The organism is Phenylobacterium sp. (genome assembly GCF_030679875.1).
Taxonomy (GTDB): Bacteria; Pseudomonadota; Alphaproteobacteria; order Caulobacterales; family Caulobacteraceae; genus Phenylobacterium.
Genome location: NZ_JAUXSP010000011.1, coordinates 35,683 through 59,955 on the forward strand (window position 1 = coordinate 35,683; position 24,273 = coordinate 59,955).

General features: G+C 68.3%; 20 protein-coding genes and 1 pseudogene. 12 read left to right on the forward strand and 9 right to left on the reverse strand.

Features of this window, described 5'->3' with window-relative positions; genetic code table 11:
• Positions 1–4: 4 nt before the first annotated feature.
• The 3 genes from Q8K84_RS06740 to Q8K84_RS06750 all read right to left on the reverse strand — a co-directional run bounded on the left by Q8K84_RS06740 (position 5) and on the right by Q8K84_RS06750 (position 5,090).
• On the reverse strand, positions 5–1,762 hold the full coding sequence (locus tag Q8K84_RS06740) for a class I adenylate-forming enzyme family protein (protein ID WP_305281848.1): 1,758 nt from the start codon (positions 1,760–1,762) through the stop codon (positions 5–7).
• Between the two features lie 246 nt (positions 1,763–2,008).
• Positions 2,009–3,343 (reverse strand): acyl-CoA dehydrogenase family protein, encoded by a 1,335-nt coding sequence (locus Q8K84_RS06745; protein ID WP_305281849.1) that lies wholly within the window; start codon positions 3,341–3,343, stop codon positions 2,009–2,011.
• A 256-nt stretch (positions 3,344–3,599) separates the two neighbouring features.
• A complete protein-coding gene (locus tag Q8K84_RS06750) occupies positions 3,600–5,090 on the reverse strand; it encodes an MATE family efflux transporter (RefSeq protein WP_305281850.1) in 1,491 nt (496 codons plus the stop codon).
• A gap of 177 nt (positions 5,091–5,267) precedes the next feature.
• Here Q8K84_RS06750 and rfbB point away from each other — a divergent pair, with 177 nt between their 5' ends.
• Genes rfbB through rfbA form a run of 3 tightly spaced genes read left to right on the forward strand, consistent with a single transcriptional unit; the run spans position 5,268 to position 8,103 of the window.
• On the forward strand, positions 5,268–6,317 hold the full coding sequence (gene rfbB, locus Q8K84_RS06755; protein WP_305281851.1) for a dTDP-glucose 4,6-dehydratase: 1,050 nt from the start codon (positions 5,268–5,270) through the stop codon (positions 6,315–6,317).
• Positions 6,314–7,210 carry a dTDP-4-dehydrorhamnose reductase gene (gene rfbD / locus Q8K84_RS06760; protein WP_305281852.1) on the forward strand — a complete coding sequence of 299 codons (897 nt, stop codon included), beginning with the start codon at positions 6,314–6,316 and terminating at the stop codon, positions 7,208–7,210. Before rfbB ends, rfbD begins: the two co-directional genes overlap by 4 nt.
• Positions 7,207–8,103, forward strand: a complete 897-nt coding sequence (gene rfbA / locus Q8K84_RS06765; protein ID WP_305281853.1) for a glucose-1-phosphate thymidylyltransferase RfbA — start codon at positions 7,207–7,209, stop codon at positions 8,101–8,103. Before rfbD ends, rfbA begins: the two co-directional genes overlap by 4 nt.
• Positions 8,104–8,106: 3 nt before the next feature.
• On the opposite strand, the gene Q8K84_RS06770 is transcribed toward rfbA, so the two are convergent.
• Positions 8,107–8,742 carry a TetR/AcrR family transcriptional regulator gene (locus Q8K84_RS06770; protein ID WP_305281854.1) on the reverse strand — a complete coding sequence of 212 codons (636 nt, stop codon included), beginning with the start codon at positions 8,740–8,742 and terminating at the stop codon, positions 8,107–8,109.
• Between the two features lie 140 nt (positions 8,743–8,882).
• Here Q8K84_RS06770 and Q8K84_RS06775 point away from each other — a divergent pair, with 140 nt between their 5' ends.
• The 4 genes and pseudogenes from Q8K84_RS06775 to Q8K84_RS06790 all read left to right on the forward strand — a co-directional run bounded on the left by Q8K84_RS06775 (position 8,883) and on the right by Q8K84_RS06790 (position 13,201).
• Positions 8,883–9,755, forward strand: a complete 873-nt coding sequence (locus Q8K84_RS06775) for a UDP-2,3-diacylglucosamine diphosphatase (RefSeq protein ID WP_305281855.1) — start codon at positions 8,883–8,885, stop codon at positions 9,753–9,755.
• Positions 9,756–9,809: 54 nt separating this feature from the next.
• Positions 9,810–10,001 (forward strand): annotated as a pseudogene (locus Q8K84_RS06780) (TetR/AcrR family transcriptional regulator); the annotation flags it as partial.
• 171 nt (positions 10,002–10,172) lie between these two features.
• On the forward strand, positions 10,173–11,267 hold the full coding sequence (locus Q8K84_RS06785) for a glycosyltransferase family 1 protein (RefSeq protein ID WP_305281888.1): 1,095 nt from the start codon (positions 10,173–10,175) through the stop codon (positions 11,265–11,267).
• A 137-nt stretch (positions 11,268–11,404) separates the two neighbouring features.
• Positions 11,405–13,201 (forward strand): DUF885 domain-containing protein, encoded by a 1,797-nt coding sequence (locus tag Q8K84_RS06790; RefSeq protein ID WP_305281856.1) that lies wholly within the window; start codon positions 11,405–11,407, stop codon positions 13,199–13,201.
• A gap of 15 nt (positions 13,202–13,216) precedes the next feature.
• On the opposite strand, the gene Q8K84_RS06795 is transcribed toward Q8K84_RS06790, so the two are convergent.
• From Q8K84_RS06795 to phnC, 4 genes are read right to left on the reverse strand one after another with little or no spacing between them, the layout of a single operon-like run.
• Positions 13,217–13,558 (reverse strand): hypothetical protein, encoded by a 342-nt coding sequence (locus tag Q8K84_RS06795; RefSeq protein WP_305281857.1) that lies wholly within the window; start codon positions 13,556–13,558, stop codon positions 13,217–13,219.
• 49 nt (positions 13,559–13,607) lie between these two features.
• Positions 13,608–14,432, reverse strand: a complete 825-nt coding sequence (gene phnE / locus Q8K84_RS06800; protein ID WP_370867847.1) for a phosphonate ABC transporter, permease protein PhnE — start codon at positions 14,430–14,432, stop codon at positions 13,608–13,610.
• Between the two features lie 28 nt (positions 14,433–14,460).
• Positions 14,461–15,537, reverse strand: coding sequence for a phosphate/phosphite/phosphonate ABC transporter substrate-binding protein (gene phnD, locus Q8K84_RS06805; RefSeq protein WP_305281858.1), 1,077 nt, complete (start codon positions 15,535–15,537; stop codon positions 14,461–14,463).
• Positions 15,534–16,328: a phosphonate ABC transporter ATP-binding protein gene (gene phnC / locus Q8K84_RS06810; RefSeq protein ID WP_305281859.1), complete on the reverse strand. Its 795-nt coding sequence runs from the start codon at positions 16,326–16,328 to the stop codon at positions 15,534–15,536. The genes phnD and phnC overlap by 4 nt, the downstream gene beginning before the upstream one ends.
• 286 nt (positions 16,329–16,614) lie before the next feature.
• Between phnC and Q8K84_RS06815 the strand changes: the two genes are divergently transcribed.
• From Q8K84_RS06815 to Q8K84_RS06830, 4 genes are all read left to right on the forward strand, one after another.
• Entirely contained in the window at positions 16,615–17,868 is a 1,254-nt protein-coding gene (locus Q8K84_RS06815; protein ID WP_305281860.1) for a type III PLP-dependent enzyme, read from the forward strand.
• Between the two features lie 104 nt (positions 17,869–17,972).
• A complete protein-coding gene (locus tag Q8K84_RS06820) occupies positions 17,973–19,031 on the forward strand; it encodes a deoxyhypusine synthase (RefSeq protein WP_305281861.1) in 1,059 nt (352 codons plus the stop codon).
• A 286-nt stretch (positions 19,032–19,317) separates the two neighbouring features.
• The gene (gene acs, locus Q8K84_RS06825) at positions 19,318–21,204 is read left to right on the forward strand and encodes an acetate--CoA ligase (RefSeq protein WP_370867848.1); all 1,887 of its coding nucleotides are present in this window, start codon (positions 19,318–19,320) and stop codon (positions 21,202–21,204) included.
• On the forward strand, positions 21,201–22,190 hold the full coding sequence (locus tag Q8K84_RS06830) for a small ribosomal subunit Rsm22 family protein (protein ID WP_305281863.1): 990 nt from the start codon (positions 21,201–21,203) through the stop codon (positions 22,188–22,190). Before acs ends, Q8K84_RS06830 begins: the two co-directional genes overlap by 4 nt.
• A gap of 29 nt (positions 22,191–22,219) precedes the next feature.
• On the opposite strand, the gene Q8K84_RS06835 is transcribed toward Q8K84_RS06830, so the two are convergent.
• The gene (locus Q8K84_RS06835; protein ID WP_305281864.1) at positions 22,220–23,098 is read right to left on the reverse strand and encodes an aminoglycoside phosphotransferase family protein; all 879 of its coding nucleotides are present in this window, start codon (positions 23,096–23,098) and stop codon (positions 22,220–22,222) included.
• A gap of 103 nt (positions 23,099–23,201) precedes the next feature.
• Here Q8K84_RS06835 and Q8K84_RS06840 point away from each other — a divergent pair, with 103 nt between their 5' ends.
• Positions 23,202–24,185, forward strand: a complete 984-nt coding sequence (locus tag Q8K84_RS06840) for an NADP-dependent oxidoreductase (RefSeq protein ID WP_305281865.1) — start codon at positions 23,202–23,204, stop codon at positions 24,183–24,185.
• Positions 24,186–24,273 lie beyond the last annotated feature (88 nt).

Sequence of the window (24,273 nt, forward strand, 5' to 3'; positions counted from 1 at the left end):
GTGTTCAGACCTCGACTTCGGCCGCAAAGGCGGCTTTCAGCTCGGGCTTGAGGATCTTGCCATTGGCGTTGCGCGGCAAGGTCTCGGGCCAGAAGGCGACCTTCACCGGGACCTTGAAGCTGGCCAGGCGGGCTCGGACAAAGGCGCGCAGCTCGTCCTCGGTGGCCTGGCCGCCGGGCTTCAGATGGACCACGGCGGCGGGCTCTTCGCCCAGTGTCCGGTGGGGCAGGCCGATGAGCGCGGCGTCCATCACATCGGGATGGTCGTAGAGAACATTCTCGACCTCCACGCAGTAGATATTCTCGCCGCCGCGGATCAGCATGTCCTTGGCCCGGTCGACGATGAAGCAGAATCCCTCCTCGTCCAGGCGGGCCAGATCACCGGTGCGCACCCAGCCGTCCACGAAGGTCTCGGCGGTCGCCTCGGGGCGGTTCCAGTAGCCTTTGACGATGTTGGGGCCCTTGGCCCACAGCTCGCCCACCCGGCCCACAGGCAGCTCGGTGACCCCGTCGGCGGGATCGACGATCTTCAGCTCGCAGGGCGGCGGGGCCACGCCGCAGGAGTCGGGGCGGTGCTCATAGTCGCGGCCGATATTGGTGGTGCAGGTGGCCGAGGTTTCGGTCATGCCCCAGCCATTGGATGGGGCCGAGCCTGGGAAGGTCTCGACGATCTTTCGCACCAGGTCCGGCGCCGAGGGCGCGCCGCCATAGGCCACGGTGGTGAGCGAGGACAGGTCGAAGTCCTTGCGGGCCGGATGCTCGATCAGCTGCCAGGCGATGGTCGGAACGCCGCCGGTGTTGGTGACGCGCTCGCGCTCGATCAGGCCCATGGCCTCCACCGGCTCCCACTTGCGCATCAGGACGAGCTTGGAGCCCGAATTGATGGCTGGCGACAGGGTCGCGTTGCAGCCGGTGACATGGAACAGGGGGACCACCAGCAGATAGGCCCGCTGGGGCAGCTTGTGCGGATCCTGCTCGGGGATCGGCTCGCCTCGGCGCAGGAAGCCCCGGGCGCCGGCGCAGGCGCTGGCCAGGATGTTGGCCGTCAGGTTGCGATGGGTCCCCAGGGCGCCCTTGGGTTTTCCGGTGGTGCCGGAGGTGTAGAAGATCGTCGCGGCGTCGTCGGGCCCCAGGGCCACCTCCGGCAGCGGCCGGTCGGCGAGGGTCCCCCAGCTGTTCACCGGCCCGATCACGTCCTCCAGCCTGGCCAGGCGCGGATCGGCGGGCAGGGCCCCGGCCCGGGTGACATAGATGCGAGCCAGGTCGGGACAGGCGTCCAGGTGTTCAAGGATGCGGTCTAGCCGCTCGTCATCCACCAGGGCGACCTTGGCGCCGGAATCGGCCAGGCCGAACTCCAGCTCGGCGCCCGTCCACCAGGCGTTCAGCGGGGTGACGATGGCCCCGACAAGGGCGCCGGCGAAAAACACCACCGGCCATTCAGGCAGGTTACGCATGACCAGCGCCACCCGGTCGCCGGGCTTCACCCCGTCGGCCTGCAGCTGGTGTGCGAGGGTGATGACCGCCCGGGTGAAGGCCTCGAAGGTGGCGCGCTCGTCCTCATGGACCAGGAACTCGCGATCGCCAAAGGCCCGGCCGTTCAGCAGCACGTCGCGCAAGGTGGGCGGGGCGTTCTTCCAGACCTTGGTCGGAATCCCGTCGATCACCGCCTCGGAAAGCTCGAAGCGTTCGCCGGGCGCCGTCAGCCGGGCGTGGGCCTCGTCGATCGACATGACGGGCCAGGGTTTGGCGGCGGTCTCGGTCATGGGGGTCCTGGTGTCCTCGGGGGCTTGGCCGTCTTGTCGCGACCTCTGCGCTCAGAAAGCCGAGCCGCGGGCGCGAGGCAAGTCCGCGCTGCTGACGCGTAGCGAACCGGAAGGCTCAAGCCTACCCCCTCCACCGTCATCCTGGGCCTTGCGCCCAGGATCCCTCTCGAGGCTTGCGCCGGCCGCCGAGAGGGATGCTCGGCACACGGCCGAGCATGACGAAATTTGGGAGCGACGCGCGACCCATCAGGCCGGGGCGTTTTCCCGTTCGGCCTTCAGCTTGGCGTAGCCTTCCTTCAGCTCGCCCAGCTCCTTGGCGTACTTCTCCTTGGCTTCCTCCTGCAGGCGCGGGATGTGATAGCTGGGGAAGAGGTCGTTCTCTGGCCGGTAGTCCTTCAGGATCTGCTTGGCGAGCGTCACCTTGTGCACCTCGGTGGGACCATCGGCGATGCCCATGACCAGCGAGCTGGTCACCATCCGCATGAAGGGCATTTCGTTGGAGACGCCGAGCGCCCCGTGCAGGTGGGCGGCCTTGGTGGCCACGTCGTTATAGACCTTGGGCATGGCCACCTTGATGGCGGCGATGTCCTTGCGGACCTTGTTGTAGTCCTTGTGCTTGTCGATCAGCCAGGCGGTGCGCAGGACCAGCAGGCGGAACTGCTCGACCGCGATCCAGGAGTCGGCGATCTGTTCCTGCACCATCTGCAGGTCCGACAGGCGGCCGTCCCGGGTGGTGCGCGACACCGCCCGCTGGCACATCAGGTCCAGGGCGTGGCGGCAGGCGCCGACCGTGCGCATGGCGTGGTGGACCCGACCGCCGCCCAGGCGGACCTGGGCGATGACAAAGGCCGCGCCGCGATCGCCCAGCAGGGCCTCAGGCCCCACGCGGACGTCATTGTAGCGGATATAGCCCTCGGTGCCGCCGCCGATCTCGCCGCCGCCGCCGACCGCGACATTACGGATGATCTCGACGCCAGGGGTGTCGGTGGGCACCAGGAAGATGGAGGTGCGCCGGTAGGGGTCCTTGGCGTCCGGATCGGTGATCGCATAGACCACCAGCAGCTTGGAATAGCGGGCGTTGGTGGAGAACCACTTCTCCCCGTTGATGATCCAGTCCTTGCCGTCCTGCACCGCGCGGGTGGTGAAGGTCAGCGGGTCAGAGCCGCCGGTGGGCTCGGACATGGAGAAGGCCGAGCGAATCTCGCCGTTCAGCAGCGGCCACAGCCAGCGCTCCTTCTGGGCGTCGGTGCCGTAGTGGGCGATGATTTCGGCGTTGCCGGTGTCGGGCGCCTGGCAGCCGAAGATGGTGGGGGCCAGGGAATTGCGGCCCAGCTTTTCGTTCATCAGGCCGAGCTTGAGCTGGCCATAGCCCTGGCCGCCGAGCTCGGGGCCGAGGTGGCAGGCCCACAGGCCCTGGTCCTTCACCTGCTGCTGCAGCGGCTTGATGAACGTCTCGCGGCCCAGCGGGCCATGGGCGGCCATGCCCAGGTGGCTGAGAGGTTCGACCTCCTCGCGCATGAAGTCCTCGATCCAGTCGAGCTTCTTCTGGAATTCGGGATCGGTTTCAAAGTCCCAGGCCATGTCGTCCTCCTTGGCGCCCGACTGACCGGGCAATTCGTAGATGCGGTATGTTTCGGGGCGCCGAACATACTAGATATTCGAATTATGGCGGCCGGCTGCGGTCGCCTCCCGACATTATCAGGCGAGCAGGGGCGCGACGCAACTGGGGGCGACAAGATCGAATAACCTATTGATTTTCTGCGACTTTATGAGGAGCGAAAGCCGAAACCGACCTAATCCTACCCACGGCGCCCTTGCGCCATACGCCGCAGATCCCTCAGTCGCCGCGCGCCAAAGGCGCCATCGCTGGGGTGGCCTGGCCGGTGTCGGCGACCGCGCCCCGCGGCGGAGGGGCCAGGGTCGAGCCCCGCCAGCCGCCCCAGATGTAATAGCCCCCGGCCAGGATCACGGTGGTGATGCTGCCCAGCGGGAAACTCCACCAGATGGCGTCGGACCCGAGCACGGGGGTCATCAGCTGGACGAAGGGAATACGCACCACCCAGAGCGAGACCACCATGGCCAGAAGGGGGGCGATCACCGCCCCGGTGGCCCGCACGACGCCGGCGAAGATGAAGGCCACCCCGAACGGAATGAAGCCCCACAGCGCGATGGAATTGATGTGGCGGGCGATGGGGATCGACGCGCTGCCCTCGGGCAGGAAGATCCGCAGGATCAGCGGCTCGGCCAGATAGATCAGACCGATGGGGAGGGCGGTCATGACCAGGGCGAAGAGGACGCCTGTGCGGGCCACATGCTCCACCCGGTCCATCCGGCCAGCCCCCACATTCTGGGCGGCCATGGATGACACCGCCGCCCCGAGCGCCATGGCCGGCATCTGGACATAGGTCCAGACCTGCATGGCCGCCGCATAGGCCGCCGCGGTCTGGGAGCCATAGGCGTTGACGAAGGCCAGCATGACCACAGCGGCGCCGGAGACCACCAGCATATGCATGGCCATGGGCAGACCCTTGAACACCAGGGTCTTGAGGATGGCGGGATCGGGCCGCAGCAGGCCCCATTCCCCCCGCCGCAGAACGAGCGGGCTGCCGGTCCGGTAGAGGAAGACGATCATGCCGGTGAGCGCGATGGTCTGGCTGAGCAGGGTGGCGGCGGCCGAGCCGCCGATGCCCAGCGTCGGGACCGGCCCCAGGCCCAGGATCAGGACCGGGTTGAGGATGATGTCGAGGGCGACGGCGGTCAGAGAGAAGTAGAAGGGCGTCCGGGAATCGCCGGTCCCGCGCATGGCCATCATCACGAACGAGAAGAAGTACATGAAGGGCAGGGCGGCGAAGATCACCCGCAGATAGATGACGGCGTCCGCGCGAGCGTCGTCCGGGGTCCCCATGGCCGCCAGGATGGCCGGGGCGAGCGCCAGGCCCGCCAGGCCTACGGCCAGGGACAAAAGGGCGAAGAACAGCGTGCTGGCGCCGGCCACCCGCTTGATCTCGGCGGTGGCGCCGGCGCCGACGGCCTGGGCGATCAGCAGGTTGGCGGCCATGGCCAGGCCGAACACCGCCCCCAGCAGCAGAAAGAGGATGTTGTTGGCGTTGGCCGTCGCCGTCAGGGCGGCCGGCCCCAGGATATGGCTGACCCAGGCGGCGTTGGCGGTGCCATTGAGGGACTGGAGGAGGTTGGCCCCCAGCATGGGCAGGGTGAAGACCAGCAGACCGCGGGGGATGGGCCCTGTGGTCAGGTCCGGCGGGCGCCTGCGGTTCTTCTCGTTTCCCGTTGGGGCGGGGTCGGGGGGCGCAGTGTCAGAGGGTTCCAAGAGACGCTCCCGCCCGCGTCCATACGCGTATCTGGCTCAATCCTAGGCGGGGGCGTGAACACCCACAACCCGGCCGCGCAGGCCCCTTCGTCTTGAGCCCGCCGCATTTCGCTGTATGAGGCAGGGCTAACCATTTGATCGGGCGCGCCCCCAAGGGCCCCGCAGACAAAGTTCGGCATGAAAATTCTGATCACCGGCGGGGCCGGATTCATCGGGTCGGCCGTGGTCCGCAGGGCGATCGCCCAGGGCCATGGGGTCGTCAATCTGGACGTACTGACCTATTCGGCCAACCTGGCCAATGTGGCGTCCGTGGCGAGCTCGCCCCTTTACGCCTTTGAAGAAGCCGACATCTGCGACGCAGGCAGGATGGCTGACATCTTCGCCCGCCACCGACCGGACGCGGTCATGCACCTGGCGGCCGAGAGCCACAATGACCGGGCGATCGACGGCCCGCTCGATTTCGTGCGGGCCAATGTCACTGGCACGGCGGTGCTGCTGGAAGCCGCCCGGGCCTATTGGAACAGCCTGGCCGGCGCGGCCAAGGCGGCCTTCCGCTTCCATCACGTCTCCACCGACGAGGTGTTCGGGGCGCTCGGCGAAGACGGGGCCTTCACCGAAGAGACGCCCTACGATCCCAACTCCCCCTATTCGGCCAGCAAGGCCGGCGCCGACCATCTGGTGCGGGCCTGGGGGCGGACCTATGGTCTGCCGGTGGTGATCACCAACTGCGCCAACAATTACGGCCCCTTCCAGTTTCCCGAGAAGCTGATCCCCACGGTCGTGGTCCGGGCCATGGAGGGCAAGACCATCCCCGTCTATGGGGACGGCCGCCAGGTCCGCGACTGGCTGCATGTGGACGACCATGCGCAGGCCCTGCTGCTGGTGCTGCAGAAGGGGCGTCTGGGCGAGACCTATTGCATCGGCGGGGACTCCACCCACCGCAACCTGGAGGTCATCCAGATGCTGTGCGCCGAGCTCGACCGGCTGGCGCCGGCCAATACGCCCCACGCCGAAAAGATCACCTTTGTCGCCGACCGGCCGGGCCACGATTTCCGCTACTCCATCGACGCCTCCAAGCTGAAGACTGAGCTTGGCTGGGAGCCTGCCACCCCCCTGAGCGAAGGCCTCGCCCAGACCGTGTCCTGGTACGTTGAAAACCGCGACTGGTGGCAGGCGATCCGCGACCAGGGCTTCCACTCCGAGCGGCTGGGCCTGGCCAAGGCATGAGCCTGAAGATTCTGCAGTTCGGCGCCACCGGGCAACTGGCCCGGGAGATGCTCGACCGTGCTGGTCCAGGCGTCGAGATCACCGCCCTGTCGCGGGCTGAGGTTGATCTGACGAATCCCGAGGCCATCGCCCGCGCCATCGGCGAGGCCGGCGAGACCGACCTGGTGCTCAATGCGGCGGCCTATACGGCTGTCGACAAGGCCGAATCCGAGCCGGACCTGGCCTACGGCGTCAACGCCTGGGCCCCGGCCGCCATGGCCCGGGCCTGCCAGGCGCGGGGCCTGCCCCTGCTGCACATCTCCACCGATATGGTGTTTTCCGGCGACAAGGCCGGCGCCTATGTCGAGACCGACGCGCCGGCCCCGCTGCACGTCTATGGCGCCTCCAAGCTGGCCGGCGAGCAGGCGGTGCTGAACGCCTGCGACCGGGCCCTGGTGATGCGGGTCTCCTGGCTGTTCTCGGCCTATGGCCAGAACTTCCTGCAGATGATGCTGCGGCTGGCGCAGACCCAGCCGGTGCTCAAGGTGGTGGCCGACCAGCGGGCCTGCCCCACAGCCAGCGGCGATCTGGCCGCCTTCATCCTCAGCCAGGGGGACCGCCTGGCCAAGGCGCCGGCCGGGGCCCGGGAATGGGGCCTGCTGCATGTGGTCAACGCCGGCGCCGCCAGCCGCTATGACATGGCCCGGGCGATCTTCGCCCAGACGCGCCCCGATGACCCGCCGGCCATGGAGGCCGTCCCCACCAGCGCCTTTCCGACGCCGGCCCGCCGGGCCCTGAACGCCGTGCTGGACACGGGCCGCATGCAGGAGGTCTTCTCCCTGCAGCTGCGGCCCTGGCAGGAGGCGCTGGAGGACGTGGTGGGCGAGCTGATGGCCCAGAAGGAGACGGCGTGAGACGCGGAATCATCCTGGCAGGGGGCTCCGGCACCCGGCTGCATCCCCTGACCCTGGCGGTCTCCAAGCAGCTCCTGCCGATCTACGACAAGCCGATGATCTATTATCCCCTGTCGGTCCTGCTGCTGGCGGGGGTCCGCGAGATCCTGATCATCACCACGCCGGAGGACCAGGCCGGCTTTCAGCGCCTGCTCGGCGACGGCTCTCAGCTCGGCGTGCGGTTCGAATTCATCGTCCAGCCCAAGCCTGAGGGCCTGGCCCAGGCCTATCTGCTGGGTGAAGAGTTCGTCGGCGGCGAGCCCAGCATCATGGTGCTCGGCGACAACATCTTCTTTGGCCAGAACTTCGGCCAGATGCTCCGGGCCGCCGACGAGCGGATGACAGGCGCCACGGTCTTCGGCTATCCGGTCAACGACCCCGAACGCTACGGCGTGGTCGAGCTGGGCGAGGGCGGCAAGGTGCTGGGCATCGAGGAAAAGCCCACCGCGCCCAAGTCCAACTATGCGGTCACCGGCCTCTATTTCTACGATGGTAGGGCGAGCGAGTACGCCAAGACGCTGAAACCCTCCCACCGGGGCGAGCTGGAGATCACCGCGCTGAACCAGGTCTATCTGGACGCCGGAGAACTGAATGTGGAGCTGCTCGGCCGGGGCTTCGCCTGGCTGGACACCGGCACCCATGACAGCCTGATCCAGGCCGGCGAACTGATTCGCACCCTGGAGCTGCGCCAGGGCCTGCGCATCGGCTGTATCGAGGAAGTGGCCTATTCCAAGGGCTTCATCGACCGCCACCAGCTGGCCGATCTCGGCCGCGCCCAGGCCAAGGGCGAATACGGTCAATACCTGATCCGCCTGGCCGACCGCATCGCGACCGGCGCCGAACTCGCGGACTAACCCCTAGTCGACCCAGAGGTCCTGGGCCTCGCCCTTGCGGTTGAGGGCGCGGACGGCGCGTTTGACCACGGCGAGCAGGCGTTCGCGCCGGGCGATCTCGTCATAGGTGAGCGAGCCCCGCGCCAGGCCTTCCAGCAGGAAGCGGCCGAGGTCGCGGCTGGTCTGGAAGCGGGGATCGCTGCCGGCCTGGGTCAGGGCCAGGAAGCGTTCGCCGACCTGGTTGCGGTCAAAGGCGCTCTGGGCGTTGGCCAGGCGAGCGCGCAGCATGGGGTCGGTGCGGGCGGCGGCCTCAAGCTCGGCGAAGGCCACGAAGGGCGTCTCGTGCAGCAGGGACCAGTAGGCGTCGATGGCGTGCTCGGCGGCGTCCACCCCGGGGCTGGCGGGGCTGGAGGCGGCCTGCTCGAACAGGCGGGCCCGCTCGACCTCGATATGGGCCACGGCGGCCTCCACCAGCTCTTCGCGGCTGGAGAAGTGGTAGAGCATGGCCCCACGGGTCAGGTTGGCCGCCTCAGCGATCAGGGCGTTGGTGGCCGCGTGATAGCCGATCTCGGCGAACAGGCGCATGGCCGCGTCCAGGATGCGGGCGCGGGTCCGGCGAGACTTGGGAGTCTCCTTGGCGGGATAGGTTCGAGCGTCCATCTGCACGGGCTAGGCTTCAATCAGAGTGCGGCCGACATATGGCGAGCTATGCTGCGGCGCCAGTGTTGCAGTGCGGTTTCATCAAAGCGACACGCAATCAGCCTACCCGACGGTCAGATAGAGGCGCTTCGGAGGCGTTCGTGACCGATCTGGGAATCCGACGTTATCGGACCGTCTTCGTTTCCGATGTCCATCTGGGCACCCGCGGCTGCCAGGCCGAGATGCTGCTGGACTTCATCCGGCACATGGAGTGCGACACCCTGTATCTGGTCGGAGACATCGTCGACGGCTGGAAGATGAAGAGCGGCTGGTACTGGCCCCAGTCCCACAACGACGTGGTGCAGAAGATCCTGCGCCTGGCCCGAAAGGGCGTGAACGTCGTCTATATTCCCGGCAACCACGACGACCGTATCCGCGACTTCTGCGGCATTCATTTCGGCGGCGTCGTCGTGGCCCGGGACGCCATCCACGAGGGCGCCGATGGCCGCCGGTTCCTGGTCACCCATGGGGATGAGTTCGACGGGGTGGTGCAGCACGCCAAGTGGCTGGCCTTCCTGGGGGACTATTCCTATCGGGCGCTGCTGTCGGCCAACACCCTGTTCAACCGGGTGCGGCGGCGCATGGGTTTCGGCTATTGGAGCCTGTCGGCCTATCTGAAGACCAAGGTGAAGAACGCCCTGCACTTCATCGAGGATTTTGAGGGCGCGGTGGCCGAGGAGGCCCGGCGACGCGGCGTCGACGGGGTGATCTGCGGCCACATTCACAAGGCCGAGATGCGTCAGATCGAGGACATCCTCTACATCAACGACGGCGATTGGGTGGAGAGCTGCACCGCCCTGGTCGAGCATATGGACGGACGCATGGAGATCCTGGAGTGGGCCAAGCTGCGCAGCTGGTCGGCCGTGCGCGAGGCCTACGCCCTGCCCGAACCGCTCGAGCCCGCCGCCGGCCGCCAGCCCGAACCGCGGCCGGCCCCGGTCGCCACCCCCGTAGCCGCCACCGCCGCCGCCTGAGCCTCAGCGGCCCTTGCGTTGACACCTGGTTGGGCTCGTGACAGTGAGGCTGTCATGAGTGACGATTCCCAGACCGCCGGCGACGCCCGCGACCGCCAGAAGGCCGCCACCCGCGACCAGATCCTGCGCGTGGTGGGCGCAAGGCTGGAGACCGGCCCCCTCGACGAACTGTCCTTCGCCGACATCGCCAGGGACGCCGGCGTCGGCGAGCGCACCGTCTATCGCCACTTCCCCACCCGGGAAGCCCTGCTGGGCGCCTATTTCGCCTGGGTCCAGGCCCAGGCCACCCTGCCGCTGGCCCCGCCCCAGGCTGAGAGCCCGGCGCGCCCTGAGCCTGCGGCCCCGCCGCCCCCGGCCCGCTCACCGGCCCAGCGCATGTGGCAGCCCCCCGCCCCGGCGGAGGATGTGCAGCGCCCCATGCGCATCCTGCTGGCCACCGACGCCTGGGAACCGCAGGTCAACGGCGTGGTCCGCACCCTGACCCGAGTGGTGCGCGAGCTGCGCGAGCTGGGCCATGAGGTCGAGGTGATCAGCCCCGACCAGTTCAAGACCCTGCCCCTGCCCACCTATCCGGAGATCAAGGTGGCCATCGGGGCCTATGAGCCGGTGCAGGAGCGGTTCAAGGCCTTCGAGCCCGAGGCCATCCACATCGCCACCGAAGGCCCGATCGGGCTCGCGGCCCGGCGCATCTGCGTGGAATGGAAGCTGCCCTTCACCACCAGCTATCACACCCGCTTCCCGGAATATGTCTCGGCCCGCCTGCCCCTGCCCCTGTCGGTGGGCTACACCTATATGCGCTGGTTCCACCGGCCTTCGGGGCGGCTGATGGTGGCGACGCCGACCATGCGCGACGAGCTGACCAGGCATGGTTTCCGCAACATCTCCTCCTGGTCGCGCGGTGTGGACACCGAGATGTTCCGTCCCCGCGCTGAGGACGAGCCCGATATCTTCGCCCACCTGCCCAAGCCGATCTTTCTTTATGTGGGCCGGGTGGCGGTGGAGAAGAACATTGAAGCCTTCCTCGGCCTCGACCTGCCCGGCACCAAGGTGGTGGTCGGCGATGGCCCGCAGAAGGACGAGCTGACCGAACGCTATCGGACGGCGGTGTTCACCGGATCCAAGTTCGGCGAGGAGCTGTCGGCCCACTTCGCCTGCGCCGACGTCTTCGTCTTCCCCTCGCTCACCGACACCTTCGGCCTGGTGATCCTGGAGGCCATGGCCTCAGGCACCCCGGTGGCGGCCTATCCGGCCCCTGGGCCCATCGACATCATCCCGGACTCCGGCGCCGGCGCGCTGGCGACCTCGGCCACCGAGGGCCTGAAGGAGGCCTGCATGGAGGCCCTGAGCCTGGACCGGAAGGCCGTGCGGGCCTTTGCGGAGACCTTCTCCTGGACGGCCTGCGCCGAGGACTTCGTGCGCAACCTGCAGCCCTATCCTGAGCCGGAAAAGACGAGATTCTGGCGCCGGCTCCGCCGCCTGGCCCGGGTGCGGCGGCGACCCAAGACGGTCTGAACCTCCCCCACTTTCCCGTCATGGTCGGGTCAAACCTGAGTGTGACGAGCCAGACAAAGGCTCGCGCTTGCCCGTGATGCGACCCTGGCCGACAGTGGCCTGCGCCCAAGGGTTCGGCGCGACCTGGGATGACTGTCATGCCTCTCCTGCTCGACCGCCGCATGCTGATGGCCTTTGGGGCCGCTGCGGCCTTGCCGCTCCTGGCTCCCTTGTCGGCCGCCCGCGCCCAGACGCCGGCGCTGAGCCCGGCCGACGCAGCCTTCGACGCCCTGGCGGCGGCCTGGCTGGAGGCCAATCTGCGGCTCAGCCCGATCACCGCCACCCTCTGGGGGGATCACCGCTATGACGACCGCCTGGATGATCTGAGCCCCCAGGGTTGGGCGGCCCGGCGCGATAGCGCGTCAGCCTTTCTCGCCCAGTTGAGCGCTTTCAACACCGCCGACCTGAGCCGCGAGCGGCAGGTGGACGCCGCCATCCTGCGCAACAGCCTGGCCGGGGAGGTCTGGAGCCACGACACCCTGCAGGCGCACCTGTGGGATCCGCTGATCTACCAGTCGTCGGTGGGCTCGGCCCTCTATGGCCTCGTCGCCCGGGACTTCGCCCCCCTGCCCACGCGACTGGCCTCGGCCACCGCGCGGATGAGCGGCTTTCCCGCCCTGCTGGGACAGGTCCGCGCCAGCCTCGACCCGGCCCGCACGCCAAAGATCCACGCCGAGACGGTCGCGGGCCAGAACGCCGGCCTGGTGAGCCTGGTGGATCTGCTGCTGGCCGAGGCCGGCGCGCTGGCCCCTGAGGCGCAGGCCGACCTCCGCGCCGCCGCCGCCGTCGCCAAGGCCGCCATCGCCGAGCATCAGGCCTGGATCGACACCGTCCTGGTCTCCCAGGCCGCCGGTGAATGGCGCCTGGGCGCCGACCTCTATGACGCCAAGCTCGCCTTCGCCCTCGACAGCCCCCTGAGCCGGACCGAGATCAAGGCCGCCGCCGAGCAGGCCCTGGCCCAGGTGCGGGCCGAGATGTACGACATCGCCCGTCAGGTCCTGGCCGGCGCCGCCGTCCCGCCGACCCCGCCCAAACCGACCGCGGACCAGGAGCAGGCGGCCATCGCCGCGGCCCTGGAGCTGGTCTATGCCGACCGGGCGACGCCGGAGACCCTGATCGCGGTCGCCCAGGCCAAGCTGGACGCCGCCATCGCCTTCGTCGCGGCCAACCCCATCGTCACCCCGCCGACCGAGCCGGTGGAGCTGGTCCTGACGCCTGAGTTCCAGCGCGGCGTGGCCGTGGCCTATTGCGATCCCCCTGGCCCGCTCGATCGGGAGCTGCCCACCTTCTACAAGCTCTCGCCGATCCCCGAGGACTGGACCCCGGAACAGGCCGAGTCCTTCCTGCGGGAATACAACAACTGGACCCTCGAGGGCCTGACCGTCCATGAGGGCACACCGGGTCATTACCTCCAGCTGGCCATCTCCAACCGCCATCCCTCGGTGCTGCGCTCGGTCCTCTGGTCGGGGAGCTTTGTCGAGGGCTGGGCCTGCTACGCCCAGGACGTGATGGTCGAGGCCGGCCACCGGGACGGCCATCCCCTCTACCGGCTGGCCAACCTCAAATTCCTGCTGCGGGTGATCACCAACGCCATCCTCGACATCGGCGTCCATGTGGAGGGTTGGGACGAGGCCAAGGCCATGCATCTGATGACCCACGACGCCTTCCAGCAGGAGCGCGAGGCGGCCGGCAAGTGGACGCGGGCCCGGGTCTCCTCAGCCCAGCTGCCCACCTATTTCGTCGGCTGGCGCGAACACTGGTCCCTGCGCCGGGAAGCCGAGGCGAAGGCCGGCGCCGCGTTCGACATGAAGGCCTATCACGACACTCTTCTGGGCTACGGCTCGCCGCCCGTCCGGGTCTCGCGCCAGCTGATGTTCGATCTGCCCGTGGGGTGAGGCGGGGGCCCGTCCCTAGCGTCCGTCCTGCGCCCTTAGCCACCGCGCCAGAAGATACAGGTGCAGGGCGTGGGCGACGATGAAGCCCAGGCAGACCAGGGCCAGCACGATCCTGAAGGTCAGGCGCTCATCGGGCTCCACCCAGAGGCTCGCCAGGGTGAAGGGTGTGAGGGTGAAGGCCGCCAGCAGGGGGGTGAAGGACAGGGCGATCTCGCGCGGGGCCGACCAGTTCGGCAGCCCTTTGAAGCCCCACTGCATGGGCAGCTTCGCGCCGGCCGGGACACGCCGGGCCAGGGCCAGGGACATGGCCGCCAACGCCAGGACGGTGATGCTCGAAACAAAGGGCGCGCTTAACATCGGGCCAGCTTGGCAGGTTTGGCTTCCGACTCAAACCGGCCAAGCTGTTCTAGATCAACCGGGACCGGATCGCCTGGGACAGGATGTCGATGAGGGTCACGGCGACGACGATCACCAGGGCGATGGCGGCGACGCGGGAATAGTTGAAGCTGTTGAGGCTATCGAACAGGATCTGGCCAATGCCGCCGGCGCCGATGAGGCCCAGGATGGTGGCCGCGCGGCTGTTGGATTCAAACCGGTAGAGGGCATATGACGTCCAGAGCGGGGCGACCTGCGGGACCACGCCCCAGGCGATCTCCTGCAGCTTGTGGGCGCCGGTGGCGCGCACGCCCTCGACCGGGCCCTTGTCGATGGACTCCACCGCCTCAGAGAACAGCTTGCCCAGCACCCCGCCGGTGTTGAGCGCCAGCGCCATGACGCCGGCGAAGGGGCCCAGGCCGACGGCGACCACGAACACCATGCCGATCACCAGGTCGGGCACTGAGCGCAAGATGTCCATGATCCGGCGCACCGGCCACTGGATGGCGGGCGGGGCGATGTTGCGGGCCCCCAGCAGGCCGAGCGGCACGGCCAGGAAGACGGCCAGCGCGGTGCCCCACATGGCCATCTGAATGGTCAGCCACATCTGGGCGATGAAGAAGGGCAGGAGTTCGAAGTCCGGGTTGATAAAGGCGCGGCCGAACTCGCGCATATTGTCCGAGCCGGTGAACAGCCGGGGGACCTTCTCGATCTCGGCCGGGCCGAAGCTGATGGCCAGGACGACGAGGATCCCGCCCCACAGGAGGACGTCAAAGACCCACTGGCCGAGCGGGCGCCCCGGCGGCTTCAGGGCGGCGGCGCTGGGCGCGGTGGCGGTCACGGGCGTCTGGCTCACTGACTAGAGACTCGGGGCGCGCTCAAGACTACTCGGCCGCCGGTGCGGCGGCGGTCGCGGGCGCGGTGGCGGGCGCCTCGCCGGCCCGGGCGTCCAGGGCTTCCCGCTCGGTGCGGATGGCGTCGAGAGCACCCTGGGCCGTGGTGATGCGCGCCGGGTCGCGGCTGTTCTGGGCGGTGATCAGGGCCTCGGTGGCCTCCATCTCGCGCACCGGCAGCAGGTGGCTGGAATCGGCCGGCAGGAAGCCGCCGATGGAGATGGCCGCCAGCAGCGTGCGCTGGCGTTCGGCCTCGGGACCCTCGCCCTTGCCATAGGTCAGGAAGAATTGCCGGACCTTTTCCTTGACCGCCGGGTCGAGGTTCTTGCGCCAGACGATGGGGTCCTCCGGCAGCTTGGGCGACTCCCAGATCACATTGACCTTGTCGGTGACCGTGGGCTGGCCGTTGGCGCGGTTTTCCACATCCCGCGCGGCTTGCAGGCGAATGGCGGTGGAGTTGTTGGTGGCCACGTCGAGCACGCCATTGGAGACGGCGAACAGATTGGCCTGATGGTTGGCCGCCCGCACCTGCTTGAAGCAGCGTTCCGGCTCGATGTTCTCCGGGGCGAACAGATAGGTCATGGGCGCCAGGGTGCCGGAGGTGGACTTGGCGTCGCCGATGCCGAAATCCAGGGTGCGGTCGCACTTCAGCACGTCCTCGAGGGTCACGCCGCTGGCGGCGTTGGCGATCAGCACAGAGCGATAGCCGTCCTCGCCGGAAGGGTCGAAGGTGCGGGCGAAGATCTCGGCGTCAGCGCGGCGGACCGCTTCCAGACCCGACAGGTTGGAGAACCAGCCCACATCGGTCTGGCCAAACCGCAGGGCCTCGATCAGGGCGGTGTAGTTGGAGCCGTAGAAGGGTTTCACCGGAATGCCGATCTCAGCCTCCATGTCGGCCAGGATCGGCCGCCAGAAGGCGTCGAGGCTGGTGGAGTTCTCGGTCGCCAGGATGGAAAAGTTCAACACCTCCGGCTGGTCGCCAGCCTGGGTCTTGCGTTCGGAGCAGGCCGAGACGCCCAGGGCGAGGGCGACCATCAGGCCGGCGGCGATCAGGCTGCGGCGGATCATTGGGGAGCTCCTTCCCAGAAGACGTCTTCGAATTCCGGACCGTAGATGTCGATAAGCTGTTTGCGGGTCAGGCCGTTTGGAGGCCCATCATAGACCACCTTGCCGGCCTTGAGGGCGATGACGCGGTCGCAATAGCGCATGGCGTAGTCGACCTGATGCAGGGTGACGATCAGGGTCAGTCCGTCAGTCCGGTTCAGCTCGCGCAGGATCTCCATGACCTTGCGGGCCGCCACCGGGTCGAGGGAGGCCACCGGCTCATCGGCCAGGATGATCTTGGCCTTCTGAACCAGGGCCCGGGCGATGGCGGCGCGCTGCTGCTGGCCGCCGGACAGGGTGCCCGCCCGCTGGCCGGCATATTCGGCCACGCCCACCCGGGCCAGGGCCGCCATGGCCGCGCCCTTGGTTTCTTCGGGCCAGAAGCCCAGCAGCCCCCGCAGGAAGCCGATCCGCCCCAGGGAGCCCATGGCCACATTGGTGAACAGGGTCAGCCGGCCGACCAGGTTGAACTGCTGAAAGATCATGCCGATGCGGATGCGGGTCCGGCGCACGTCCCGGTCCACGCGCCCCTGGGCCTGGACGCTGCCGCCAAAGGCGTCGATGCGGCCCTGTCCCTTGTCGATGGGGGCCAGGCCGTTGATGGCTCGCAGAAGGGTGGACTTGCCCGACCCCGAGGGGCCGATCAGGGCGATCATCTCGCCCCGGGCCACGTCGAGGGAGACGGTGTCCAGCGCACGGCGGGACCCGAAGCTCTTCGACACTTGGCGCACCGATAGAACGGCTGCGTCAGACATGAATGGCGAATATCCCTTGGGCGTTTGGCGGCCGGACTCATAACCGGCGTGTGATCGCCGAGCCCCACGACGGTGTCATGACATGGGCGCCGGACCCGGTCCAGCAAACCCGCCTGCGAAGCGGGGTCGCAGGCGGGGCGAAAGGCCAGGCCCGGCAAGGTTCTTGGACCCTGCCCTTTACATCGGCGCCATATGCCCCTATTTCCCACCGCTCCGGCGGACCCCGTTGTCCTATAGCGTTGCTAACGCCGGATTGGGTTCAACAATCTGTTGGGGGTTGCGTGAGGTGCATAAGTACCATACGCCCCTGGACCTGGTCCGTGAGCGGTCACCGGAACGTCCTGTCGCCTTTGCGCGACCGGACGCCGTGGCCCTAGCGGCGCGCTGGTTCCAGGACAATTTTAAAGGCGACGTCTTCTACGCTGTGAAGGCCAACCCTTCGCCGTGGGTGCTTGAAACCCTTGCGGCGAATGGCGTGCGGGCGTTCGACGTGGCGTCGGTTCCGGAAATCGAGCTGGTGGCCAAGCACGCCCCTGGCGCGCGCATGGCCTTCATGCACCCGGTCAAGAGCCGACGCTCCATTTCGACGGCCTATTTCGACCATGGGGTGCGGACCTTCGCGCTGGATACGCACGAGGAACTGGCCAAGATTCTCGACGCCACGGGCGGCGCGAAGGACCTGAACCTGATGGTTCGCCTGGGCGTCGCCGCCGAGGGCGCGGCCTATTCCCTGTCGGGCAAGTTCGGCGTCGACATGTACGAGGCCCCCGAACTTCTGCTGGCCGCCCGCCGGGCGACCCAGGAGCTGATGGGCGTCTCCTTCCATGTGGGCAGCCAGTGCATGCGGCCGACCGCCTATCAGGCGGCCATGAGCCAGGCCTCCCGGGCGCTGGTCCGGGCCGGTGTCTTCGCTGATGTGGTGGATGTCGGCGGCGGTTTCCCGTCGGTCTATCCCGGCATGGTTCCTCCGGCGCTCGCCGACTACATGGACTCCATCGACCGCGGCTTCGCCGAGATGATGGTCCACGAAACCACCGAGCTGTGGTGTGAGCCGGGCCGGGCCCTGGTGGCGGAAGCCTCCTCGGTGCTGACCGCCGTCGAGCTGCGCAAGGGCGACGCCCTTTATCTGAACGACGGCTCCTATGGCAGCCTGTTCGACGCCACCCACACCAAGTGGCCCTTCCCGGTGAAGCTGATCCGGTGCGAGGACGGGGTGGCCCGTGAGGTCGAGGGGCCGCTGAAGCCCTATCGCTTCTATGGCCCGACCTGCGATTCCCTGGACCACATGCCGGGCCCCTTCTGGCTGCCCGAGGATGTGCGCGAGGGCGACTATGTCGAGATCGGCATGCTCGGCGCCTACGGGGTGGCGATGAACACCCGCTTCAACGGCTTCGGCGACACCGAGACCGTGGTGGTCAACGATCCGCCCATGGCCTCGATGTATGGCCTCGCGCCGCGCGCCATTCCGGTGCCGCGCAGCGAGAACCACAATGTCGTCAAGCTGTCGCGGGCCCGGGGCAAGAAACGTCGTCGGCGCTAGGGCGTTCAGCTCTTCGAACACCGCTTCAAGACGCGACCGGTCGCTCCGTCCCGGTCGCGTCCTTTATCCATGGACGGGCGCTCAAACTCTAGGACTCCAAGAGAATGAACGCTGAGGTTCAGTCCAACCGCAAGGCCGAGCTGCTGTCGTCCACCGTCGAGCACGTGGCCATCGACCAGTACGATGCCCGCCCGATCATCGACGCCATGCGTCAGATGAGTTTCACCAGCCGCGACACCGCCCGGGCCGCCGACATCTTCTCCATGGCGCTTGAGGATCCCACCTGCTCGACCTGGCTGACCCTGGCCGGTTCGACCAGCGCTGGCGGCTGCATGCACATCTATCGCGACATGGTGAAGTACGGCCTGATCGACGCCGTGGTCGCCACTGGCGCCTCCATCGTCGATATGGATTTCTTTGAGGCCCTCGGCTTCAAGCACTACCAGGCCAAGGAGCCGGTGGACGATCGCGACCTTCGCGCCCTCTATATCGACCGGATCTACGACACCTATATCGACGAGGAAGAGCTGCAGACCTGCGACGCGGTGATCAAGGACATCACCGACCAGCTGGAGCCGCGGCCCTATTCCTCGCGGGAATTCATCTGGGAGATGGGCAAGTGGCTGGCGGCGGGCAACGCCAAGAAGCCCGGCTCGCTGATCCAGACGGCCTATGAAGAAGGCGTGCCGATCTTCTGCCCGGCCTTCACCGATAGCTCGGCGGGCTTCGGCCTGGTCAAGCATCAGGTGGAGCGGATGAAGGCGGGCAAGCCCTATCTCACCATCGACTCCATCGCCGACTTCCGCGAGCTGACCGACGTTAAGATCGCGGCGGGCACCACGGGCCTGTTCATGGTGGGCGGCGGCGTGCCCAAGAACTTCGCCCAGGACACGGTGGTCTGCGCCGAAATCCTCGGCCAGGAAGTCGACATGCACAAATACGCCATCCAGCTGACGGTCGCCGATGTGCGCGACGGCGCCTGCTCGTCCTCGACGCTGCAGGAGGCCTGCTCCTGGGGCAAGGTCGACGTCACCTGGGAACAGATGGTCTTCGCCGAGGCCACCACCGTGGTCCCCCTGATCGCCTCGGACGCCTGGCATCGCGGCTCCTGGAAGACCCGCGAACGCCGCCGCTGGAACAAGCTGTTCGAAAAGGCGGCTTAGAGATCCCCACGAAGGCCCCGCTCCGGCGGGGCCTTTTTCGTCGGGGACCCCAGCCTTGCCGCCGTCACCCTGGCCTCGTCCCCAAGGTCGCCCAAGCGGCCCCCGCCCGTCCTCGACAGGGACCCTCGGGACAGGCCGGTGGCCGCCCGCACAAAAACCCCTCACACGCCCGGTTGCCACAGGCCCCCCACTCCGCATACTCCGCGCCGAAGTCGAAAGAGGGAGTTGCGCCGTGAGTGAGGGCGAGATTTTTCCGGTCCCCGAAGCCTGGGCCAAGCGGACGCATATGGACGCCGCCGGCTATGAGGCGGCCTGCGCCCAGGCCCAGAGCGACCCGGACGGCTATTGGCGCGGGGTGGCCGGCCGGCTCGACTGGTCCAAGCCGTTCACCCAGGTCAAGGACGTGTCCTTCGCCGCCGCCGATCTCCACATCAGCTGGTTCGCCGATGGCGAGCTGAATGTCAGCGTCAACTGCATCGACCGGCATCTGCCTGAGCGGGCCGACCAGGTGGCGATCATCTGGGAGAGCGACGATCCGGAGATCTACGACACCCTGACCTATGGCCAGCTGCATGCGGAAGTCTGCCGCATGGCCAATGTGCTGAAGGCCAAGGGCGTCAAGAAGGGCGACCGGGTCACCATCTATCTGCCGATGATTCCCGCCGCCGCCGTGGCCATGCTGGCCTGTTCGCGGATCGGGGCGGTGCATTCGGTGGTGTTCGGCGGCTTCTCCCCCGACAGCCTGGCCGGGCGCATCCAGGACTGCGACTCGCGCATCGTCATCACCGCCGACGAGGGCGTGCGCGGCGGACGCATCGTGCCGCTGAAGGCCAATGTCGACGAGGCGCTGAAATCCTGCCCGGACGTCACCGACGTCATCGTCGTGCGCCGCACCAAGGCCGATGTGCCGATGGTCGAGGGCCGGGACGCCTTCTATGGCGAGCTGAAGAAGACCGTCGCCGACACCTGCGAGCCTGAGGCGATGAACGCCGAGGACCCGCTGTTCATCCTCTACACCTCCGGCTCGACGGGGAAGCCCAAGGGGGTGCTGCACACCACCGGCGGCTATCTGACCTGGGCGGCCCACACTCATGAGCTGGTCTTCGACTATCGCCCCGGCGAGGTCTTCTGGTGCACCGCCGATGTGGGCTGGGTCACCGGCCACTCCTATGTGGTCTATGGCCCGCTGGCCAATGCGGCGACCACGGTGATGTTCGAGGGCGTGCCCACCTGGCCGGACAATTCCCGCTTCTGGCGGGTGATCGACAAGCACAAGGTGGAGATCTTCTACACCGCGCCCACCGCCATCCGCGCCCTGATGCGCGACGGGGACGAGCCGGTGCAGCGGGCCAGCCGCAAGTCCCTGCGCCTGCTGGGCACGGTGGGCGAGCCGATCAATCCCGAGGCCTGGCTCTGGTATCACCGGGTGGTGGGCGATGGCCGCTGCCCGGTGGTCGACACCTACTGGCAGACCGAGACCGGCGCCTGTCTCGCGACGCCCTTGCCCGGCGCCACGCCGGCCAAGCCCGGCTCCTGCGCCATGCCCCTGCCGGGCGTGAGCTTCCAGCTGGTGGACGCCGACGGCAAGGTGCTGGAGGGGGCGACCAGCGGCAACCTCTGTCTCACCGACTCCTGGCCCGGCCAGATGCGCACGGTCTATGGGGACCACGAGCGGTTCATCCAGACCTATTTCAGCACCTATCCCGGCAAGTACTTCACCGGCGACGGCTGCCGCCGGGACGCCGACGGCTACTACTGGATCACCGGCCGGGTGGACGACGTGATCAACGTCTCGGGCCACCGCCTGGGCACCGCCGAGATCGAGAGCGCGCTCGTCGGCCACGAGGCGGTCGCCGAGGCCGCCGTGGTCGGCTATCCGCACGACATCAAGGGCCAGGGCATCTACGCCTTTGTGACGCTCAAGTCCGATGTGGAGCTGACCGACATCCTGGCCGCCGACATCAAGGGCTGGGTGCGCCGGGAGATCGGCGCCTTCGCCGCCCTCGACGCCCTGCAGTTCGCCCCGTCCCTGCCCAAGACCCGATCCGGCAAGATCATGCGCCGCATCCTGCGCAAGATCGCCGAGAACCAGACCGACCAGTTGGGCGACACCTCGACCCTGGCTGAGCCCGGCGTGGTCGACGACCTCGTGCAGAATCGCGTCGCGGTTTGAGCCCCGACCTTCCCGGCCCCTTGCGGGCCGCCATCGCCGCCAGACTGGAAGGCGTCTCCCGCCGCGACCTGGCCGAACGGGCGGCTCGGGTCTCGGCCGCCTATCGCGGCGGCGCAGGCTCCGCGGGCGTGGTGCTGACGCCGGACGACGCCCTGGCCTACGCCCTGGCCCGCCTGCCGGCCACCTACGCCGCCGACATGGCCGCCTTTTCGGCCGTCGCCGAGGCCTGTCCCGATTTCGCCCCGGCCACCCTGCTGGACGCCGGCGCAGGTCCCGGCACGGCCTCCTGGGCGGCGCTGGAGGTCTGGCCACAGATCGAGGCGGCCCTGCTGCTGGACGAGAGCGGGCCCTTCCTCGACCTCGCCCGGATTCTCGGGGAGGCCGGACCACCGGTGCTGGCGGGCGCCGAGCGGCGACGGGCCAACCTCACGGCGAACCAGGCCGAAGCCTGGCCCCGGGCCGAGCTGGTGGTCGCCTCCTATGTGCTGGCCGAGATCCCGGCGCCGGCGCAAACCGCCCTGGTCACACGGCTCTGGGACGCCTGCGAGGGCGTGCTGATCCTGGTGGAGCCGGGCACGCCGGCCGGCTACCAGCGGATCCTTGGCGCCCGCACCCAGCTGATCGAGGCCGGCGCGCGGCTGGTCGGCCCATGCCCCCACGCCCAGGCCTGTCCGCTGAGCGCGCCCGACTGGTGCCACTTTGTCCAGCGCCTGCCCCGCTCCCGCGACCACCGGCTGGCCAAGGGGGCCGAGGTCCCCTTCGAGGACGAGAAGTTCATCTGGATCGCCGCGGCCCGGGAGAGCGTCACGGTGGAGCCCTTCGCCGCCCGGGTGCTCAGCCCGCCGCGCACGGCCAAGCCCGGCATCGACCTGAAGCTCTGCGTGGAGACCGGGACGCTGGAGCAACGCTTCGTGCCCCGTCGCGACAAGCCCGCCTATGCGGTGGCGCGGCGGCTCGACTGGGGTGATGTGATCGGAGGCGGCTGACCCGGCTCTTTCCCCCGGGCATATCCGCCCTAGATGACGCCCAGCCGCCTCAATACCCGTAGGTGCAGGTCGCGCTCGTGGGTGTGGACGCCCGGCGCGCCGGCCACGACGATCAGCGCCTTCCACAGGGCCCAGGCCTGGCCACGCAGCCAGCAGCGGTCGTCCAGGCCCAGGCGCTGGCGAAACACCTCGCCAGCGGCCTCACTCAGGAAGGTCCAGGCGAAGGCCAGGTCGCAGGCCGGATCGCCGACCCCGCAGGTCCCGAAGTCGATCACGGCGGCCAGCCGCCCATCCCGCACCAGCAGATTTCCCGGCGCCACGTCCCCATGGATCCAGACCGGCGGGCGCTCCCAGCGGGTCGCCAAGGCCGACTCCCAGAGGGCCAGGGCCGCGCCGCCGTCGATCTGATCTCCGAGGTTTTCCACCGCCGCCCGGGTCTGGCCGTCATAGACCGCCGGGTCGCCGCCCCGGTGGAAGTTGTGTGCGCCCGCCGCCGGACCGCCTGAGGTGTCGATGGCGTGCAGGGCCAGCAGGAAATCGGCCAGATCTCGGGCCAGGGTCACATGGTCGAGGCCTTCGGCCGCAGCCACCGTCTGCCCCTCAATCCAGGCGCAGATCGACCAGGGGAAGGGATAGTCGCGCCCCGCCGCGCCCAGGGCCAGGGGCGCGGGAATCGGCAAGGGCAGCCCGGCGGCCAGGCGCGGCAGCCATCTCTGCTCCTTCTCCACCTGGGCGACATAGTGGTCGGCGGCGGGTAGACGCGCCAGCAGATCAGGGCCAAGGCGGAAGGTGCGGTTGTCCCAGCCCCCGGGCATGACCCGGGCGACCGGCAGGCCCGCCCACTGGGGAAACTGGTCGGCGACCAGGGCGGCGACGGTCGCCTCGTCCACCTTTACGCGCACGGCCATAGCCAGCCCCCTTCCCTTGCGTCAGGGTTGAAGCCCCTGATCGGTGCGGTCCATGGTCCGCCCCATTGTTTTCGCCCATTCAAGACCAATAAGGGAGGGCCATATGCCCATCAGCCGCGAAGTTCATCTCATCACCCGCCCCAACGGCATGCCGCAGGCGAGCGAGTTCGAGATCGTCGAGACCAATGTCCCTGACGCCGCCGACGGCCAGGTGCTGGTCCAGAACCTCTACATGTCGGTGGACCCGGCCATGCGCCCGCGGCTGACCGCCGGCCAGGCCCTGAACGAGGCCATGATGGGCGGGGCGCTGGGTCGCGTGGTCCAGTCCAAGAGCCCGGACTTCGCCGTCGGCGACCTGGTCAACAACCGCCTCGGCTTCCGCGAGTATTTTGTGTCCGACGCCAAGGGCCTGTCGAAGCTGGCGCCCGCCGAGGGCCTGCCGCTGACCGTGCATATGCATGCGCTGGGCATGACCGGCTTCACGGCCTATGGCGGCCTGCTGTTCATCGGCGCGATGAAGGAGGGCGAGCAGGTGTTCGTCTCCACCGCCGCCGGCGCGGTCGGCTCGATGGCCGCCCAGATCGCCAAGATCAAGAACGGCTATGTGGTCGGCTCCACCGGGTCTGACGACAAGGCCGCCTGGCTGCGCGACGAGGTCGGCCTGGACGCGGTGATCAACTACAAGACCCAGCCGATCCGCAAGGCCGTGGAAGAGGCCACGCCCAAGGGGATCGACGTCTATTTCGACAATGTCGGCGGCGAGCACCTGGAAGCCGCGCTTCGCCGGATGAACACGCTGGGCCGTATCGCGGTCTGCGGCATGATCTCGGGCTATAACGAAGGCCAGTCGCCGGTGCGCAATCTGTCCAACATCATCTATTCCCGGGTGATGCTGCGGGGCTTTGTGGGCACGGACTTCATGCACCTGCAGCCCGACTTCCAGCGCGACATGGCCGCCTGGCTGCGTGAGGGCAAGATCAAGTACCAGGAGACGGTGATGGACGGGATCGCTGCTGCGCCCCAGGCCCTGATCGGCCTGCTGGAAGGCGCCAATTCCGGCAAGATGCTGGTCAAGCTGGCTGACTAGGGCGCCTTCGCCTCCGCCCGTCACCCTCGGGGCAAGCCCGAGGGTGACGGTTGGGAGGGAGCGTCAGGGCGGCGTCTGACGCCCCGGC

Coding starts and splice junctions, on each gene's coding strand:
- Q8K84_RS06785 (WP_305281888.1), top strand. CDS start 10,173: ATGCGCATCCTGCTGGCCACCGACGCCTGGGAACCGCAGGTCAACGGC.
- Q8K84_RS06835 (WP_305281864.1), bottom strand. CDS start 23,098: ATGGCCGTGCGCGTAAAGGTGGACGAGGCGACCGTCGCCGCCCTGGTC.
- rfbB (WP_305281851.1), top strand. CDS start 5,268: ATGAAAATTCTGATCACCGGCGGGGCCGGATTCATCGGGTCGGCCGTG.
- Q8K84_RS06795 (WP_305281857.1), bottom strand. CDS start 13,558: ATGTTAAGCGCGCCCTTTGTTTCGAGCATCACCGTCCTGGCGTTGGCG.
- Q8K84_RS06745 (WP_305281849.1), bottom strand. CDS start 3,343: ATGGCCTGGGACTTTGAAACCGATCCCGAATTCCAGAAGAAGCTCGAC.
- Q8K84_RS06740 (WP_305281848.1), bottom strand. CDS start 1,762: ATGACCGAGACCGCCGCCAAACCCTGGCCCGTCATGTCGATCGACGAG.
- Q8K84_RS06840 (WP_305281865.1), top strand. CDS start 23,202: ATGCCCATCAGCCGCGAAGTTCATCTCATCACCCGCCCCAACGGCATG.
- Q8K84_RS06820 (WP_305281861.1), top strand. CDS start 17,973: ATGAACGCTGAGGTTCAGTCCAACCGCAAGGCCGAGCTGCTGTCGTCC.
- acs (WP_370867848.1), top strand. CDS start 19,318: ATGGACGCCGCCGGCTATGAGGCGGCCTGCGCCCAGGCCCAGAGCGAC.
- Q8K84_RS06770 (WP_305281854.1), bottom strand. CDS start 8,742: ATGGACGCTCGAACCTATCCCGCCAAGGAGACTCCCAAGTCTCGCCGG.
- Q8K84_RS06790 (WP_305281856.1), top strand. CDS start 11,405: ATGCCTCTCCTGCTCGACCGCCGCATGCTGATGGCCTTTGGGGCCGCT.
- rfbD (WP_305281852.1), top strand. CDS start 6,314: ATGAGCCTGAAGATTCTGCAGTTCGGCGCCACCGGGCAACTGGCCCGG.
- phnC (WP_305281859.1), bottom strand. CDS start 16,328: ATGTCTGACGCAGCCGTTCTATCGGTGCGCCAAGTGTCGAAGAGCTTC.
- phnD (WP_305281858.1), bottom strand. CDS start 15,537: ATGATCCGCCGCAGCCTGATCGCCGCCGGCCTGATGGTCGCCCTCGCC.